Source organism: Glycomyces sp. NPDC050141, from assembly GCF_055586545.1.
The window spans coordinates 43,368-58,715 of sequence record NZ_JBVJHZ010000037.1 but is presented as its reverse complement, the minus strand read 5'-3'; the positions used below and the strand labels follow the sequence as shown (position 1 = coordinate 58,715).

Annotated in this window: 11 protein-coding genes and 1 pseudogene; 6 read left to right on the top strand and 6 right to left on the bottom strand. The window is 69.5% G+C overall.

Going from position 1 to position 15,348, the window contains the following annotated elements; genetic code table 11:
- Positions 1–96: 96 nt before the first annotated feature.
- Positions 97–2,922 carry an AfsR/SARP family transcriptional regulator gene (locus ACZ60M_RS20015; protein WP_465420155.1) on the bottom strand — a complete coding sequence of 942 codons (2,826 nt, stop codon included), beginning with the start codon at positions 2,920–2,922 and terminating at the stop codon, positions 97–99.
- A 91-nt stretch (positions 2,923–3,013) separates the two neighbouring features.
- Positions 3,014–3,769 (bottom strand): dienelactone hydrolase family protein, encoded by a 756-nt coding sequence (locus ACZ60M_RS20010; protein WP_465420153.1) that lies wholly within the window; start codon positions 3,767–3,769, stop codon positions 3,014–3,016.
- A 389-nt stretch (positions 3,770–4,158) separates the two neighbouring features.
- Between ACZ60M_RS20010 and kdpF the strand changes: the two genes are divergently transcribed.
- The 6 genes and pseudogenes from kdpF to ACZ60M_RS19980 form a co-directional block, all read left to right on the top strand.
- Positions 4,159–4,248 (top strand): K(+)-transporting ATPase subunit F, encoded by a 90-nt coding sequence (gene kdpF, locus ACZ60M_RS20005; RefSeq protein WP_392965743.1) that lies wholly within the window; start codon positions 4,159–4,161, stop codon positions 4,246–4,248.
- A complete protein-coding gene (gene kdpA, locus ACZ60M_RS20000; RefSeq protein ID WP_465420150.1) occupies positions 4,248–5,897 on the top strand; it encodes a potassium-transporting ATPase subunit KdpA in 1,650 nt (549 codons plus the stop codon). The genes kdpF and kdpA overlap by 1 nt, the downstream gene beginning before the upstream one ends.
- Before the next feature lie 12 nt (positions 5,898–5,909).
- Positions 5,910–8,033 (top strand): potassium-transporting ATPase subunit KdpB, encoded by a 2,124-nt coding sequence (gene kdpB, locus ACZ60M_RS19995; RefSeq protein WP_465420148.1) that lies wholly within the window; start codon positions 5,910–5,912, stop codon positions 8,031–8,033.
- A 2-nt stretch (positions 8,034–8,035) separates the two neighbouring features.
- Positions 8,036–8,947 carry a potassium-transporting ATPase subunit C gene (locus ACZ60M_RS19990; protein ID WP_465420146.1) on the top strand — a complete coding sequence of 304 codons (912 nt, stop codon included), beginning with the start codon at positions 8,036–8,038 and terminating at the stop codon, positions 8,945–8,947.
- A 49-nt stretch (positions 8,948–8,996) separates the two neighbouring features.
- Positions 8,997–11,519, top strand: coding sequence for a sensor histidine kinase (locus tag ACZ60M_RS19985; protein ID WP_465420144.1), 2,523 nt, complete (start codon positions 8,997–8,999; stop codon positions 11,517–11,519).
- Positions 11,520–11,738: 219 nt separating this feature from the next.
- Positions 11,739–12,848, top strand: a pseudogene (locus ACZ60M_RS19980) (TrkH family potassium uptake protein); the annotation flags it as partial.
- A gap of 113 nt (positions 12,849–12,961) precedes the next feature.
- Here ACZ60M_RS19980 and ACZ60M_RS19975 read toward each other — a convergent pair.
- The 4 genes from ACZ60M_RS19975 to ACZ60M_RS19960 all read right to left on the bottom strand — a co-directional run bounded on the left by ACZ60M_RS19975 (position 12,962) and on the right by ACZ60M_RS19960 (position 15,112).
- The gene (locus ACZ60M_RS19975; protein WP_465420143.1) at positions 12,962–13,939 is read right to left on the bottom strand and encodes a DUF389 domain-containing protein; all 978 of its coding nucleotides are present in this window, start codon (positions 13,937–13,939) and stop codon (positions 12,962–12,964) included.
- 127 nt (positions 13,940–14,066) lie between these two features.
- Positions 14,067–14,477, bottom strand: coding sequence for an SHOCT-like domain-containing protein (locus ACZ60M_RS19970; protein ID WP_465420141.1), 411 nt, complete (start codon positions 14,475–14,477; stop codon positions 14,067–14,069).
- Between the two features lie 15 nt (positions 14,478–14,492).
- Entirely contained in the window at positions 14,493–14,753 is a 261-nt protein-coding gene (locus ACZ60M_RS19965; RefSeq protein ID WP_465420140.1) for a hypothetical protein, read from the bottom strand.
- Complete coding sequence (locus ACZ60M_RS19960) at positions 14,750–15,112, bottom strand: DUF2089 domain-containing protein (protein ID WP_465420161.1); 363 nt, start codon at positions 15,110–15,112, stop codon at positions 14,750–14,752. Before ACZ60M_RS19960 ends, ACZ60M_RS19965 begins: the two co-directional genes overlap by 4 nt.
- Between the last annotated feature and the right edge of the window lie 236 nt (positions 15,113–15,348).

Here is a 15,348-nt window from a genome sequence, read left to right as displayed (position 1 = left end):
CCCCCCCCCCCCCCCCCCCCCCCCCCCCCCCCCCCCCCCCCCCCCCCCCCCCCCCCCCCCCCCCCCCCCCCCCCCCCCCCCCCCCCCCCCCCTCCACTATGCATCCTCTTCGGTCCCAATGGGAGAAGGCAGCGCACCGAGTTTCGCCCTGACCTTCTCCGCGTCAGCGTGGCCGACGTGCTCGAAGATGGCCAAGGCGCGCCGCCAGGCCCGCTGAGCCGCTGCGAGGTCCCCGTTCGCGTGCTGGGCGTCGCCCAGGTTGACGAAGGTGTCGGCCTCGCCTTGGCTGTGGCCGAGATCCCGGTACAGCGCAAGGGCACGGCGATAGAAGGCGATGGCCTCGGCTTGCCTGCCGAGGCAGTGGTGGGTGTAGCCGAGGCTGTCCAGTGCGGCGGCCTGGCCGTGGCGGTCCCCGATCGCCTCCAGGAGTGCAACGGCCTGTTCGCAGTAGGCGAGCGCCTTCCGGTGGTCGCCGGACTGGGAGTGGGCCCACCCGATCCCGTTGAGCGCGTTGGCTTGGCCCGCGCGGTGACCGGTAGCCCGGTACAGGTCGAGCGCGCGTTCGGCGCTGTCGATCGCCTCGACGGGCCGTCCCTGCCGCATCCAGAGCCGACCGTGCATGAGGTGGGCGTGCGCTTCGCCGGTGCGGTCGTTCAGGTCCCGGCACAGGATCATCGAGCGGTCGAGGAGCGCGCGGGCCTCCTCGGTGCGGCCAAGCTGGCTGTACGCCTCGGCGAGCAAGCGGCTCAGGCGGGCCTCGGCGCCGGAGTCGCCGAGCTTTCGGACGGCCTCCATGGCGGTCTGCCAGATGGCGGTCTGGTCCTGCCAGGGCCCGCGGTCGAGGTGGTCTCTGAGGGTGTAGGCCAACTGCCAGCAGTGCGTGTCGAACCCTTGCTCGTTCGCGTGATGGACGGCCGCTGCCAGCGCGGCCCCCTCGGAGGCGAACCACGCCATCGCGGCCATGCCGTCGGCGAGCCGGACCGGAGGCAGGCCGGAGGGCACAGTGGAGAGTTGGATCGGGTCCCGGTTCGGGTCGACCAGTCGGCTGGCGGCGTGTGCGGTGTGGAGGTAGAAGTCCAGCAGCCGACGCGTCGCTTCTTTTCTGTCGCTGCACGTGTCGACGGCTTCGGCGAGCTCGGCGGAGTACGCGCGCAGCAGGTCGTGGAAGGCGAACCGCCCAGGGACCGGTTCGGTGAGGAGGTTCCCGCGGGTCAGTTCGAGGAGCAGCCGACTCGCCTGGGGCGCGGTGGTCCCCGCGACGGCCGCGGCCGCCTCCTGCGTGAAGTCGGGTCCCGGGTGGGTGCTGAGGAGCCGGAACAGCCGGGCGGCCTCGGCGGTGAGAGCCCGGTACGACCAGGAGAAGACGGTGCGGAGATCGATCGCGGGGTCGGGGTCGGCCAGCGCGTCGAGGCGGTCGCGCGCGTCGTGGAGCGTCGCGGCGAGGGCCGTCAGCGAGAAGTCCGGCCGGGTCGCGGCACGTGCGGCCACAATGGCCAGTGCGAGTGGCAGTCCTTCGCAGGCTTCGGCGATCCGTTCGGCGGCTGCGGGTTCGGCGCTCGTCCGCCCGTCCCGGATGCGGCGCTCCAGGAACCGCGCGGACTCTTCGGGGTCGAGGCCCGCCAGGGTGATCGGCCGGGCGCCGTGGGCGAGGAGCCCTGAAATGGTGTTGCGGCTGGTGACTAGCACCAGGTCCGAGGCGGTGCCGGGCAGGAGCGGACGGATCTGGTCGAAGTCGCGGGCGTTGTCGAGGAGCACCAGGATGCGCTTGTCGGCCAGCAGACTGCGGTACAGGGCGGCCTGGGCGTCCAGATCGCTCGGCATCTGGCTCGGCGGCGTGTGCAGCGCTTCGAGGAAGCCCCGGACGGCCTCGCCCGGCGTGACTGGTTGTCCGACCGGGTCGAAGCCGCGCAGGTTGACGTACAGCTGCCCGTCCGGGAACCGGTCGGCGACCCGGTGCGCCCAGTGGACGGCGAGGGCGGTCTTCCCGATCCCGGCGGCGCCGGTGATAACAGCGGCAGTAGCCGCTCCGGCCGACTCGGCCGGGGCGGCGAGCAGGTTGTCCAATGCGGAGAGTTGCGCTTCCCTGCCGGTGAAGTGGGCGGCCGATGACGGCAGCTGCCTCGGCACAGTCGGACGCGAGACGACGCCAATCGAATCGCGATCTGGAACTGCGAGCCGGGGGTCGTACCGCAGGATCTGCTGGTGCAGCTCCTCGATCGGCGGCGAGGGCTTGATGCCGAGTTCCGAGACGAGCAGGCGGTACAGGCGCTGATGCGCCGAGAGGGCCTCGGCCTGCCGCCCGGCTCGGTAGAGACCGAGCATGAGCAGGCGCCACAGGCCTTCACGCAGCGGATGCGCGATGGTGAGCGCTTCCAGTTCGGCAACGGTGGCCGTCGGCGCGCCCGATTCCAGCTCTGCCGCGAGGCACTGCTCAAGGACCTCCAAGCGAAGCTCGTCGAGCAGGCGGGCCTTGTCTCGAACGGCGGGGGCATCGATGTCGGCGAACGAGGCGGCACCGCGCCAGAGCCCGAGACCTTCCCGGAGCATGGCACCTCCTTCGCCTGACCGATTGCGCTGCAACGCCTGTCGGCCTCTCGCGGCGATCGCCTCGAAGCGGTGCGCGTCCATCGAATCGTCTGGGGCCTCCAGCACGTAGCCCTTGGTCCGGCTGCGAAGCGCCGGGGTGTTCTCGTTGCCGTGCAGGTGCTTCCGCAGTTGGTATACATAGGAGCGCAAGGTCGCTTCGGCGGTCTTGGGCGGGTGATCGTCCCACAGCTGGTCGATGAGCCAGTCCTGCCCGACCGGCCTGTTCAGGTTCAGCAGGAAGAGCGCCAGCAGCGTCCGCGGTTTTGCGGCGTCCAAGGCCGCCGCCCGACCGTTCACCACCAGCTGCACCGGCCCCAGCACCCGAAATTCCTGCACAGACGTCATACGCCTTGCGGGACAGACTGGTTGCACGAAAGTATGAGGGCCGGACGCGCGACGCGCCCGGCCCTGGTTTGCTTCCGTTCCCTTAGCTAGCGGCAGCGCCGAGATGGCGGGCGAAGAAGCGGCCGGCGTCTTCTCCCGCGTACTGCGGGACGCCGGTGTGACCGCCCATGTTGGCGTGGAGCGTCTTCTCCGCCGATCCGAAGGCGTCGAAGAGATCGAGGGCCATCCCCCGGTCGTTCCCCTCGTCATCCCATTGGAGGAGCACGTGCAGCGGGATCGTGACCTGACGCGCCTCTTCCATGATCGTGCGCGGCACGTAGCTGCCAGCGAAGAGTCCTGCCGCCGCGATGCGCGGTTCGATCGCGGCCAGACGTACGCCGATCGCAATCACCCCGCCGGAGAATCCGACCCGCTCGCCGATCTCGGGAAGGCCGAGCAGCTCGTCGAGCGCGGTCTGCCACTCCGGCACGGCCTTCTCGACGAGCGGCAGTACCAGCCGGTCTACGACCTCCTCCGCAGGCTTTTCGCCAGCCGAAATCGCCCGCATGAGGTCCGATCGGGCCTGCTCCATGCCGGGTAGCGGGGTCCGGTCGCCCGCCCCGGGCAGCTCGATGGCGACTGCTGCGAATCCGTGCGCGGCAACGGCGCGTGCCCGTGCCGCCAGGCGGGGATACATCCGCCGCATCCCGAACCCGCCGGGCTGGCCCATCAGAATGAGCGGCACCGGCGCGGACGAAGAAGCGGCTGAGGGCGTCCACAGGATGCCGGGGATGTCGCCGAGGGTGAACTCTCGCTCGGTGACGCGCTCGCCGAGATCCTGTTCGGAAATGAAGTGCATGGTCGTGCCTTTCGGGAATGCTGCTGAGAAGCGGCGCTCCCGGACGACCTATCGCCCGACCGTGACTCCCCGGAGGAGCACCAACGTCGATTCGTTCACGGGTACCACCTCCTCGGATTCCTGCACGGACCCCCAAAGGCTACCAGCGGGGCGTCAAGGCCTCGTCAAGCATTCGCGGGGGCCCGTATGGGGGCCGTCAATCGCCCTAGGCAACCCGGTTCCGGCGGCGTTCACTCGGTCAGGCCGACGCACCCCGGTCGGCGGCGCGGCGCCCGCCGCGCCTCCCAATGCGCTGAGAAGAAGGAACCAATGCCCGATCTCGCCTATCTGGCGCTGACGGTGATCTGCTTCATCGTCCTCGCTCTGGTCGTCAAGGCGGTGGAGAAGCTGTGAGCGCCGTGAACGCCATCGGCCTCGTCCTGGCCGTCCTCATCGGCGCCTACCTCGTGTGGGCCCTGCTGAAGCCGGAGCGCTTCTGATGAGCCCGACCGCAGCGGGGGTCCTCCTCGTCGCCGCGATGATCGCGGCGCTCGCCTTGAGCTACAAGCCGCTCGGCGACTACATGTACCGGGTCGTGACCCGTGAGCACCACCGGAAGGTGGAGCGCGGGATCTACCGCGTCATCGGCGTCCGCCCCGGCACCGAGCAGCACTGGGGCGGGTACGCCCGCAGCGTGCTGGCGTTCTCGGCCGTGAGCGTCATCGTGCTCTTCCTGTTCCAGCGCGTCCAGGGCTGGCTGCCGCTGGACAACGGGTTCATCGGGGTCGAACCGGCCCTCGCGTGGAACACCGCCGTCAGCTTCACGACGAACACGAACTGGCAGGCCTACTCGGGCGAGTCCACTATGGGCATCCTGATCCAGGCCGCCGGGCTCGCCGTGCAGAACTTCGTGTCCGCGGCCGTGGGCATCGCCGTCGCGGTGGTCCTGGTGCGCGGGTTCGCAAGGAAGGCAACGGACAAGCTCGGGAACTTCTGGGTCGACCTGACCCGCATCGTGCTGTGGATTCTCGTTCCGATCAGCTTCGTCGCCGCGATCGTGCTGGTCGCTGGAGGTGTGGTCCAGAACCTCACCGACTTCACCACCACCCAAGACGGTCAGACCCTCACGGGCGGGCTCGTCGCGAGCCAGGAGGCGATCAAGAACCTCGGCACGAACGGCGGCGGCTACTACAACGCGAACGCCGCGCACCCGTTCGAGAACCCCACGGCCTGGACGAACTTCATCATCGTCTACCTGCTCCTGGTCATCCCGTTCTCGCTGCCGCGCACGTTCGGGCGGATCGTCGGCGACAACCGGCAGGGGTACGCGATCGCGTCGGTCATGGGCGTCATCGCCCTGATCTCGACCACGCTCGTCATCGGCTTCGAGAAGGTCGGCAATGGCACTGTGCCGCAGGCGATCGGAGCCGCCTTGGAGGGCAAGGAAGTCCGCTTCGGCATCGCCGACTCCGGGCTGTTCGCCGCCGCGACCACACTGACCTCCACCGGTTCGGTGAACTCGTTCCACGACTCGTTCACCTCCTTCGGCGGCGGCGTCCTCATGCTCAACATGATGCTCGGCGAAGTCGCCCCCGGCGGCGTCGGCGCGGGGCTCTACGGCCTGCTCGTGCTCGCCGTGATCACCGTGTTCATCGCGGGGCTGATGGTCGGGCGCACCCCCGAGTACCTGGGCAAGAAGATCGGCGCCCGCGAGATCAAGCTCGCGAGCCTGTACTTCCTGGTGACCCCGGCGCTGCTGCTCATCGGCGTCGCGGCCTCGCTGGCCGTGCCGGTGAACCTCGACTCCATGCAGGACTCGGGCCCGCACGGGCTCTCAGAGCTGTTGTACGCCTTCGCTTCCGCGTCGAACAACAACGGTTCGGCCTTCGGCGGCTTCGGCGCCAACACGCCGTGGTTCAACACGGCATTGGGCCTGTGCATGCTGTTCGGCCGGTTCCTGCCGATCATCCTCGTGCTCGCCCTCGCCGGGTCGCTCGCGAAGCAGTCGCCGGTCCCGGCCACCGCGGGCACGCTGCCCACCCACAAGCCCCTGTTCGTCGGCATGGTCGTCGGCGTGACGGTCATCCTCGTCGCGCTCACCTTCCTGCCCGTCCTCGCCCTCGGCCCGCTGGCCGACGGGCTGCACTAGGAGTCGTCAGCAATGGCATCTGCAAAGCCCCGGAACGGGCTCCTCGACCCGATGCAGTGGTGGAAGGCCACCCCGGCGGCGTTCCGCAAACTCGATCCCCGCGTCATGTGGCGCAACCCGGTCATGTTCATCGTCGAGATCGGCGCGGCCTTCACCACGGTGATCGCCGCCCTCGACCCTAGCGTGTTCGCCTGGACGATCACCGTGTGGCTGTGGCTCACGGTCCTGTTCGCGAACGCGGCCGAGGCGATCGCCGAAGGCCGCGGGAAGGCCCAGGCCGACTCGCTGCGCAGGGCGAAGACCGACACGGTCGCCCGCAAGCTCGAGCAGCAGGACCCCGGCATCACCACCCCGAAGGTGGCCACGGTCGAGATCCCCGCGCCCGAGCTCAAGCGCGGCGACTACGTCCTCGTCGAAGCGGGGCAGACGATCCCCGGTGACGGCGACGTCGTCACCGGTATCGCCAGCGTCGACGAATCGGCGATCACCGGCGAGTCCGCGCCTGTCATCCGCGAGTCCGGCGGCGACCGCTGCGCGGTCATGGGCGGCACGAAGGTCCTCTCGGACTGGATCGTCGTCCGCATCACCGCCGAGCCCGGCAAATCCTTCCTCGACCGCATGATCGCGCTCGTCGAAGGCTCCGAGCGGCGCAAGACGCCCAACGAGATCGCCCTGAACATCCTGCTCGCGGCCATGACGATCATCTTCGTGCTCGCCGTGGTCACGATGCAGCCAGTTGCGGTCTTCTCCAAGGACTACATGGCAGCGGCCCCGGACTCGGCGGTCCTGAACCAGGACGGCGTGACCGGTATCGTCCTGATCTCGCTGCTCGTCTGCTTGATCCCAACGACGATCGGCGCGCTCCTGAGCGCTATCGGCATCGCCGGGATGGACCGGCTCGTGCAGCGCAACGTCCTCGCCATGTCCGGCCGGGCCGTCGAGGCCGCCGGAGACGTGGACACGCTGCTGCTCGACAAGACCGGCACGATCACGTACGGCAACCGCCGCGCGAGCTCGTTCCTGGCCGTGCCGGGCATCGCCGGAAGCCACCTCGCGGACGCCGCGCAGCTCTCCAGCCTCGCCGACGAGACCCCTGAGGGCCGCTCGATCGTGGTGTACGCCAAGGAGGGCTACGGCCTGCGCGAGCGGGACGCCGGGGAGCTGGCGCACGCCGAGTGGATCGAGTTCACCGCCCAGACCCGTATGTCCGGTGTGGACCTGGATGAGCACGGTTCAGTGCACCGCATCCGCAAGGGCGCGGCCGCCGCCGTCATCGAATGGGTCAAGACCGAAGGCGGCGACCCGAACCCGCGCGCCGACGAACTCGTCGACCAGGTCTCGCGCGAAGGCGGCACCCCGCTCGTCGTCGCCGAACACCAGGAAGGCGAGGCGCCCCGCGTCCTCGGCGTCATCTACCTCAAGGACGTCGTCAAGGAGGGCATGGCCGAACGCTTCGCGCGCTTGCGCGCCATGGGCATCCGCACCGTCATGGTCACCGGCGACAACCCGCGCACCGCGCGAGCCATCGCGGCCGAAGCGGGTGTCGACGACTTCCTCGCCGAGGCCAAGCCCGAGGACAAGATGGCGCTCATCAAGCGTGAGCAGGAATCCGGGCGCATGGTCGCCATGACCGGCGACGGCACCAACGACGCCCCGGCGCTCGCCGCGGCCGACGTCGGCGTGGCGATGAACACCGGCACCTCGGCGGCCAAAGAGGCCGGGAACATGGTCGACCTCGACTCGGACCCGACCAAGCTCATCGAGATCGTCGCCATCGGCAAGCAGCTCCTGATGACCCGCGGCGCGCTGACGACCTTCTCGATCGCCAACGACATCGCCAAGTACTTCGCGATCATCCCGGCGATCTTCGCCGTGATCTACCCCGGGCTCGACGCGCTCAACATCATGCGCCTCGCCAGCCCGGAGTCCGCGATCGTCTCGGCGGTCGTCTTCAACTCGATCATCATCATCGCGCTCGTCCCGCTGGCGCTCAAGGGCGTCGCCTACAAGCCGGGTTCGGCCTCGTCGCTGCTGCGGCGCAACCTCCTGGTGTACGGCCTCGGCGGCATCGTCACGCCGTTCATCGGCATCAAACTCATCGACCTTCTGGTCGCGCTCATTCCCGGGATGGCATAGCAATGGCACGTCTCCCCCGCTGGATCTTCCAGCACCTCGTGGCGGTCCGGGCCCTGCTGGTCCTGACCCTGGTCACAGGCATCATCTACCCGCTCGCGGTCCTCGCGGTCGCGCAGATCCCCGGGCTGAACGGCAAGGCCGAGGGCTCGCTCATCACCGACGAAGACGGCAACGTCATCGGCTCCTCGCTGATCGGGCAGTCCTACACCGACGCGGACGGCGAAGCGCTCCTCGCCTATTTCCAGTCCCGGCCGTCGATGGCAGCCGGTGAAACCGGCGACTACGACCCGCTCGTGACCGGGGCGTCGAACCTCGGCCCCGAGAACACCGTCGACACGCTGCCGGACCCGGCCCTGGGCTGGGACGGCGACGCGAACGCCGCGAAGAGCCTGCTCACGCAGGTATGCGAGCGCTCGGTCCAGATCGGTGAACGCGAAGGCGTGGACGGCTCCCGGCCGTACTGCACCGGCACCGGGATCGGCGCGGTCCTGGGCGTCTTCTACTCCGAAGGCACCTCGGGCGAGGTCGAACGGGTCGTGAGCCTCAACGAGGCCTGCGACGCGGTCGAGGCGCCGTTCGTCACCGAATACGAAGGCGTGCACGTCGAATGCGCCGAGTACGGCGAGGACTACGCGGCCGCGATCATCACGCCGATCGAAGGCGACGCGGCCGAGCCCGAGGTCCCGGCCGACGCCGTGACCGCGTCCGGCTCCGGGCTCGACCCGCACATCAGCCCCGAGTACGCCGAGCTGCAGACCGCCCGCGTCGCCGCCGAGCGCGGCCTGACCGAGTCCGAGGTCGAGGCGCTGATCGAGGAGCACACCTCAGGGCGGTTCCTCGGCTTCATCGGCCAGCCCACGGTCAACGTGGTGGAGCTGAACCTCGCCCTGGACGAGGCGGCCCCGCTCACATGAGTCACCGACCCGGCAGCGGCCCCGAGCAATAGCGAGGATTCTTATGGTTGTGTCACGTGGACAACTGCGGATCTACCTCGGGGCCGCTCCCGGCGTCGGCAAGACCTTCGCCGCGCTCGAAGAGGCCCACCGCCGCGCCGAGCGCGGCACCGACGTGGTCGTCGGCTTCGTCGAGACCCACGGCCGGGCCCGCACCGCCGAGCGCATCGCGGGCCTGGAGGCCGTGCCCCGCCGCAGCATCGCGTACCGGGGCAGCGCGTTCGAGGAGTTCGACCTCGACGCCGTCCTGGCCCGCGCCCCGCAGGTCGCCCTCGTCGACGAACTCGCCCACACCAACGTCCCCGGCTCGCGCAACACCAAGCGCTGGGAGGACATCGACGAACTCCTCGACGCCGGGATCGACGTCATCTCCACCGTGAACGTGCAGCACCTCGAATCCCTCAACGACGTCGTCGCCCAGATCACCGGGGTGCCGCAACGCGAGACCGTCCCCGACGAGGTCGTGCGCCGCGCCGACCAGGTCGAACTCGCCGACATCACCCCCGAGGCGCTGCGGCGGCGGATGCTCCACGGCAACGTCTACCCCGCCGAGAAGGTCGACGCGGCCCTCTCCAACTACTTCCGGGTCGGCAACCTCACCGCGCTCCGCGAGATCGCCCTGCTCTGGCTCGCCGACAAGGTCGAAGACCAGCTCGAGCAGTACCGCGAAGACCAGCACATCACGGCCACATGGGAATCCAAGGAACGAGTGGTCGTCGCGCTCTCGGGCGGCGACGAGGGCGACACGCTCATCCGGCGCGCCGCGCGCATCGCCGCGCGGTCGGGCGGGGCCGACCTCAAAGCCGTATACATCGCGTCCGGCGACGGGCTCACCAGCGCCCGCGCCGCCCGCAACCTCGCCCGGCAGCGGCTCCTCGTCGAAGACCTGGGCGGCTCGTACCACCAGGTCATCGGCGACTCGATCCCCGACGCGCTATTGGCGTTCGCGGTCGGCGTGAACGCGACGCAGCTCGTCCTCGGGGCCTCGCGGCGCGGCCGGTTCGCGCAGCTCCTCTCGCGCGGCGTCGGCGTCACCACGACTGCGAAGTCCGGGGCGATCGACGTCCACCTCGTCACCCACGAGCGGGTCGCGAGCGTCAAGCAGGGCCGCACGGCGCGGGGCCTCATCGGCACCGGCCGCAGGCGCTTCGGAGTCTTCCTGGCGCTCTTCGGGATTCCGGCCCTAGTGGCGGCGCTGACGCCGTTCCACGGGGAGCTGTCGCTCACGACGATGATCCTCATCGTCCTCACCGCCGTCATGGGGCTGACCCTCACCGGCGGCATGTGGCCCGCGCTGCTGGGGGCCCTGCTCGGATTCGTGCTGCTCAACTTCTTCTTCACCGAGCCGTACTACTCGTTCCGGATCAGCGACCAGGAGCAGGTCATCGCGCTGGTCATCTTCGTGGCGCTCGCGCTCGGCGGGGCGGCCGTGGTGAACGTGTCGGCCTCCCGGGCCCGGCTCGCGGCGCGCGCCAGCGCCGAGGCGCAGACCCTGGCGACCCTCGCGGGGACCGTCCTGCGCGGCGGCAACCGGGTCTCGGACCTGTTGGAGCAGTTGCGGGTGACGTTCGCGCTGAAGTCCGTGACGCTGCTGGAGCGGATCGAGCCGGGCGCGGGCCCGGCCGAGCGGCAGGACGCGAAGCTGTGGCGGTGCGTGGCCTATGCGGGCGAGCCGTGCGCGAGTCCGGGTTCGGCCGAGAACGACCTGCCGATCAACGACGACCTCGCGCTGGCGTTGCGCGGGCACACCCTCGAAGCGAGCGACCGGCGCATCGCGCAGGCGTTCGCGATGCACTCGGCTGCGGCGCTGGAGCGCGAACGCCTTGAGCGGCAGGCCGAAGCCGTGCAGCGGTTGACGGACACCGACAAGCTCCGGACGGCGCTGCTGGCGGCGGTGTCGCACGATCTCCGTTCGCCGCTGGCTTCGGTGCGTGTCGCGGTGAGCAGCCTCAAGAACGACGAGGCGCTGTTCACCGTGGAGGAGCGGTCGGAGCTGCTGGAGACGGCCGAGGCGTCCTTGGTGAAGCTGACGGGCCTGGTGGACAACCTGCTCGACATGTCGCGGCTCCAGGCGGGCGTGCTCGGGGCGCATCCGGTGCCGATCGCGCTCGATGAAGCGGTGCCGTACGCGCTGGACGAGATCGGCGAGACCGCCGCCGGCGTGCGGCTCGACGTCAACGGGGACCTGCCGCAGGTGTCGTCCGATCCCGGTCTGCTGCAGCGCATCCTGGTGAACATCGTGGCGAACGCGCTGCGGTACAGCCCTGAGGGCAGGCCGCCGGTCGTGACCGCGAGCGTCGGCGGCGACCAGGTGCAGCTGCGCGTGATCGACTGCGGCCCAGGCGTTCCCGACGAGGACCGCGAGACGATGTTCACGCCGTTCCAGCGGCTCGGCGACCGTGACAACACCACGGGCGTCGGGCTCGGCCTGGCCCTGTCGCGGGGCCTGGCCGAGGCGATGGGCGGCACGCTGCTGCCCGAGGCCACGCCTGGTGGCGGGCTCACGATGGTGCTGACGCTGCCGCAGGCCTGAAGGCGCGTCGAAGGCAATGACGTGTCGCGGCGGCCGGGCGTGCGGCGGCGTTATCCTGCTTCCGGCGGCGCGGTCCCGCGCCGTGGACTCCGAACCGCAGGAAAGGGCCGTCCGCTGCGACCTGTCCCCCGCGCCGTACTCGACGGCTTCGTCCGGCACCCCGTGCGCATCGTCCCGGTGGCGTTCGCGGTGGCGATCCTGGCGGCTGCCGGGCTGCTGATGCTGCCTGCCGCGCAGGCCGGGCCCGGCGGCACGCGGTTCGTCGACGCGGTGTTCACGGCGACCTCGGCCATCGCCGTCACGGGCCTGGTCACCGTGGACACGCCGACGCACTGGAGCGGCTTCGGCGAGGTCGTGATCCTGGTGGCTATGCAGCTCGGCGGCCTCGGCATCATGACCACGGCGGCGTTCCTTGGCATGCTGGTGAGCCGCAAGCTGCGGTTGCGGTCGAAGCTGATGACGCAGGCGGAGCTGCACCCGTCGATCAGTCTCGGCGATGTGCGGAGCGTGCTGCGCTTCGCGGCGCTGTACACGCTCGTCGTCGAGGTGGCGACCGCGCTGGTGCTGGCGCTGCGGTTCGGTTTCGGCTACGGGTTCGGGCCGGGCGAGTCGGCCTGGCACGGGGTGTTCCACAGTGTCGCGGCGTTCAACAACGCGGGGTTCGCGCTGTTCAGCGATTCGGTCATCGGTTTCGCCACCGATCCGTGGATCAGCCTGCCGCTGGCGTTCGGGACGGTCCTCGGCGGGCTCGGCATCCCGGTGGTCTTCGAGCTCTCGCGGCGGCGGGCGCCCCGCAGGTGGACGCTGCACACCAAGATGACCCTGTTCGGCACGGCCCTGCTGCTCGTCGGCGGATGGTTCACGCTGCTGGCCCTGGAGTGGTCGAACCCGGGGACGTTCGGGCAGTTCGCCTGGTACGACCGGTTCCTGCCCGCGTTCTTCCAGTCGGCGGTGCTGCGCACGAGCGGGTTCAACTCGATCGACGTGGGGCAGTTGAACAACGACTCGCTGCTGGTCTCGATGGTGCTGATGTTCATCGGCGGCGGCTCGGCCTCGACCGCCGGGGGCATCAAGGTCACCACGTTCTTCCTACTGATGTGGGTGATCTGGGCCGAGATCCGGGGCGAGAAGGACGCTTCGGCGTTCCGGCGCAGCCTGCCGATGCCGGTGGTCCGCGAAGCGCTCACGGTAGCGCTGGTCTACCTGGCGCTCAACGTCCTCGCCGTGATGCTCATGCAGCGGTTCGAGCCGGACCTGACGTTGGCGCCCATCATGTTCGAGGTCGTCTCGGCGGCGGCCACCGTCGGCCAGTCGACGGGGATCACCTACGACCTCGGCGACCCGTCGAAGTGGCTGCTCGCCGTCGTCATGTACGGCGGCCGCATCGGCCCGGTCCTGTTCGCGACCTCGCTGGCGATAGCCACGCGCAAGCGCCTCTACCGCTACCCGGAGACGCGGCCGCTCGTCGGCTTATCGGCCGGGGTGTGCGGGGCGATCTCGTGCTGGCCGAAGCGGGTCCACACGGTGCGCTGGATGACGAGGGTGGCGATCCCGGCGAGGATCATGCCCGCGACGTTGACGCCGAGCTGGATGAGCGAGGCGCCGACCTCGTCCCAGTGGGAGAGGGCGATCGCCACGGCGATGTTCCCGGCGGCGGGCACGGTGGTGACCGAGATGAAGACGCCGACGAGCGCGGAGGATTTGCGGGCGGTCATGGAGAGGATGCCCGCGACGCCCGCGAGGACGGCGACCACGAAGGACCAGCGGTCGGGGTGGATGATGAAGCTGGTCAGCGGGCGGTCGTCGAGCATGGCCGGTTCGATCCAGCCCATGAGGCGGCTCGCGTACGCGCAGGCGAGCGTGACGGCGATGGCGGCCGCGAAGCCGAGGGCGAGGGTGCGGGCGGCGGCGCCGATGAGGCGCACGTTGCGTTGCAGCACACCGAAGCACATGGCGGCGACGGGGCCGAAGTCCGGGCCGAGGACCATCGCGCCGACGATGAGGATGGGCTGGTCCAGGAGCGCGCCGATCGCGGCGATCTGGACCGCCAGCGCGAGGAACGCGAAGAAGGACCAGGTCATGCGGGCTTCGGCGGCGGTGCGGGCGGCCAGTTCCTCCCAGACGACGGCGTCTTCGGGGTCGCCGGGGGCGGAGGCTTCGGCCTGCTCGGCGGCGGTGGAGATCGACAGGTCGATCTGCTCGATGGTGATGCCGCCGGTGTCTTTGAGGCCGAGTTCGCGGAGGTCGGCGAGGACGGCGTTGGCGCCTTCGCGGGCGACGTCGAACTCGATGACGTCGCCTTCGGGATCGTAAGCGGCGCCGGGGAACCGGATCACGTTGACGACCGCGGGGCAGTCTGCGGCGATGCGCAGGACTTCGGCGGTGCGGGCGGCGGGGCTGATCACGCGGACATGCAACACATGCAGCATTCTCCCCCACCCGCGCCAGCGTCAGGCCTGCCGGGCCCAGCGGCGCAGGTACCGCCTCGGGGCGGCCTGCCACCGGGCCCGGACGGCCATGGCCGCCACGCGAAACCGCCACATCGGCTTATTCGCTGAAGATGCGGACCGTGGCATCGCTGGAGTCGATGTCGACGGTCACCTCGTCGAGGTGGTTGACGAGTTCTTCGAGCTCGTCGGGTTTGAGCGCGCCGAGGTCGAAGGGGACGCCGTTCTTGGCCATCTCGGTGTTGGCCGCTTCGATGGCCTTCGGCGGGATGAGGGCGGTGAGGCGGACTCCGGCGCGGAGCAGGGCGATGGGGACGCGGATGTTGACGTTGGTCGGTTCGCCCTCGTCCATGGACTGGATGAGGACCCGCAGGTACTTGGCTTTGCCTTTGGGGCGGAGCGGGTTCGGGGCCTCCTCCGGTTCGACGGCGGCGAGGAGGCGTTCGGCCTCGTCGGCGGTGATCCTGCCTTCGGCCAGCATGTCGAGGATGGCTTTGCGCTGTTCGTTCATGGCGGTTTCCTTGTCTCAGTGGAGGTTTACCCGCACGGCGGTGCGGCCGTATTCGAAGTCGAAGCGGGTGCCGGAGAGTGCGGCGATGACGCGCCCCACGTCGGCGAAGGTCTTCAGGACTCTCATGTCGAAGATCAGGCAGGCGATGACGCCGCCGATGAGGGCGAGGAGCAGGAGCGGGGAGAGCACGATCGCGACGAGGAGCACGGGGACCCAGAGCCGGATCGTGCGGCGGCCGCGGCGCTTGACGCGCACGGTGACGAGTTGGGGGATCATGGCGGGCCCTCCAGTTCGGTGAGTGCCTGCTCGGCGGTGATCTCGCCGCGCTTGAGGCGGTCGATGACCTCGGCCCGGGAGGGCGCCGGGTCGGTCTCGACGAAGTCGAGGGCCTGGCCGATGCGGTTGAGCCGGGATTTGATCGTGGGGTAGCTGACGCCGAAGGTCCGCTCCATCTCCTTGATGGAGCCGTGGCACCGCACGAAGGCGGTGACGAAGACCTGGTCCTCGGCGCTGAGCTGCGCGAGCTGCGGCAGGTCGAACGCGCCTTCGACCGCGATGCCGCTCGCTTCGAGCCGCACCCGTTCGACGGTGAACCGCTGCCCCCGGGTGACGTTCGTCAGCTCCTGCCAGTCCATTGCCTCGTCTGTCATATATCAATTTGTACCCGTGCAGATCTTAATTTTCAAGAGTTGGAGATTGATTTTCTTAATACTGACCTCCACTTCGAGTTGAACCGATTCAACCGGAGGGGCCGGATCGGCCCGTTCGGGAACGCCGTTTGAAGCAAATGCGTCCCGGTATTGACTGGAGATTGATCGTTAACTATGGTGGCAACCACAGTTGAATCCTTTCAATCGACAGCGGGCACGGT

Coding starts and splice junctions, on each gene's coding strand:
- ACZ60M_RS20010 (WP_465420153.1), bottom strand. CDS start 3,769: ATGCACTTCATTTCCGAACAGGATCTCGGCGAGCGCGTCACCGAGCGA.
- kdpA (WP_465420150.1), top strand. CDS start 4,248: ATGAGCCCGACCGCAGCGGGGGTCCTCCTCGTCGCCGCGATGATCGCG.
- kdpB (WP_465420148.1), top strand. CDS start 5,910: ATGGCATCTGCAAAGCCCCGGAACGGGCTCCTCGACCCGATGCAGTGG.
- ACZ60M_RS19990 (WP_465420146.1), top strand. CDS start 8,036: ATGGCACGTCTCCCCCGCTGGATCTTCCAGCACCTCGTGGCGGTCCGG.
- ACZ60M_RS19970 (WP_465420141.1), bottom strand. CDS start 14,477: ATGAACGAACAGCGCAAAGCCATCCTCGACATGCTGGCCGAAGGCAGG.
- ACZ60M_RS19965 (WP_465420140.1), bottom strand. CDS start 14,753: ATGATCCCCCAACTCGTCACCGTGCGCGTCAAGCGCCGCGGCCGCCGC.
- ACZ60M_RS19960 (WP_465420161.1), bottom strand. CDS start 15,112: ATGGACTGGCAGGAGCTGACGAACGTCACCCGGGGGCAGCGGTTCACC.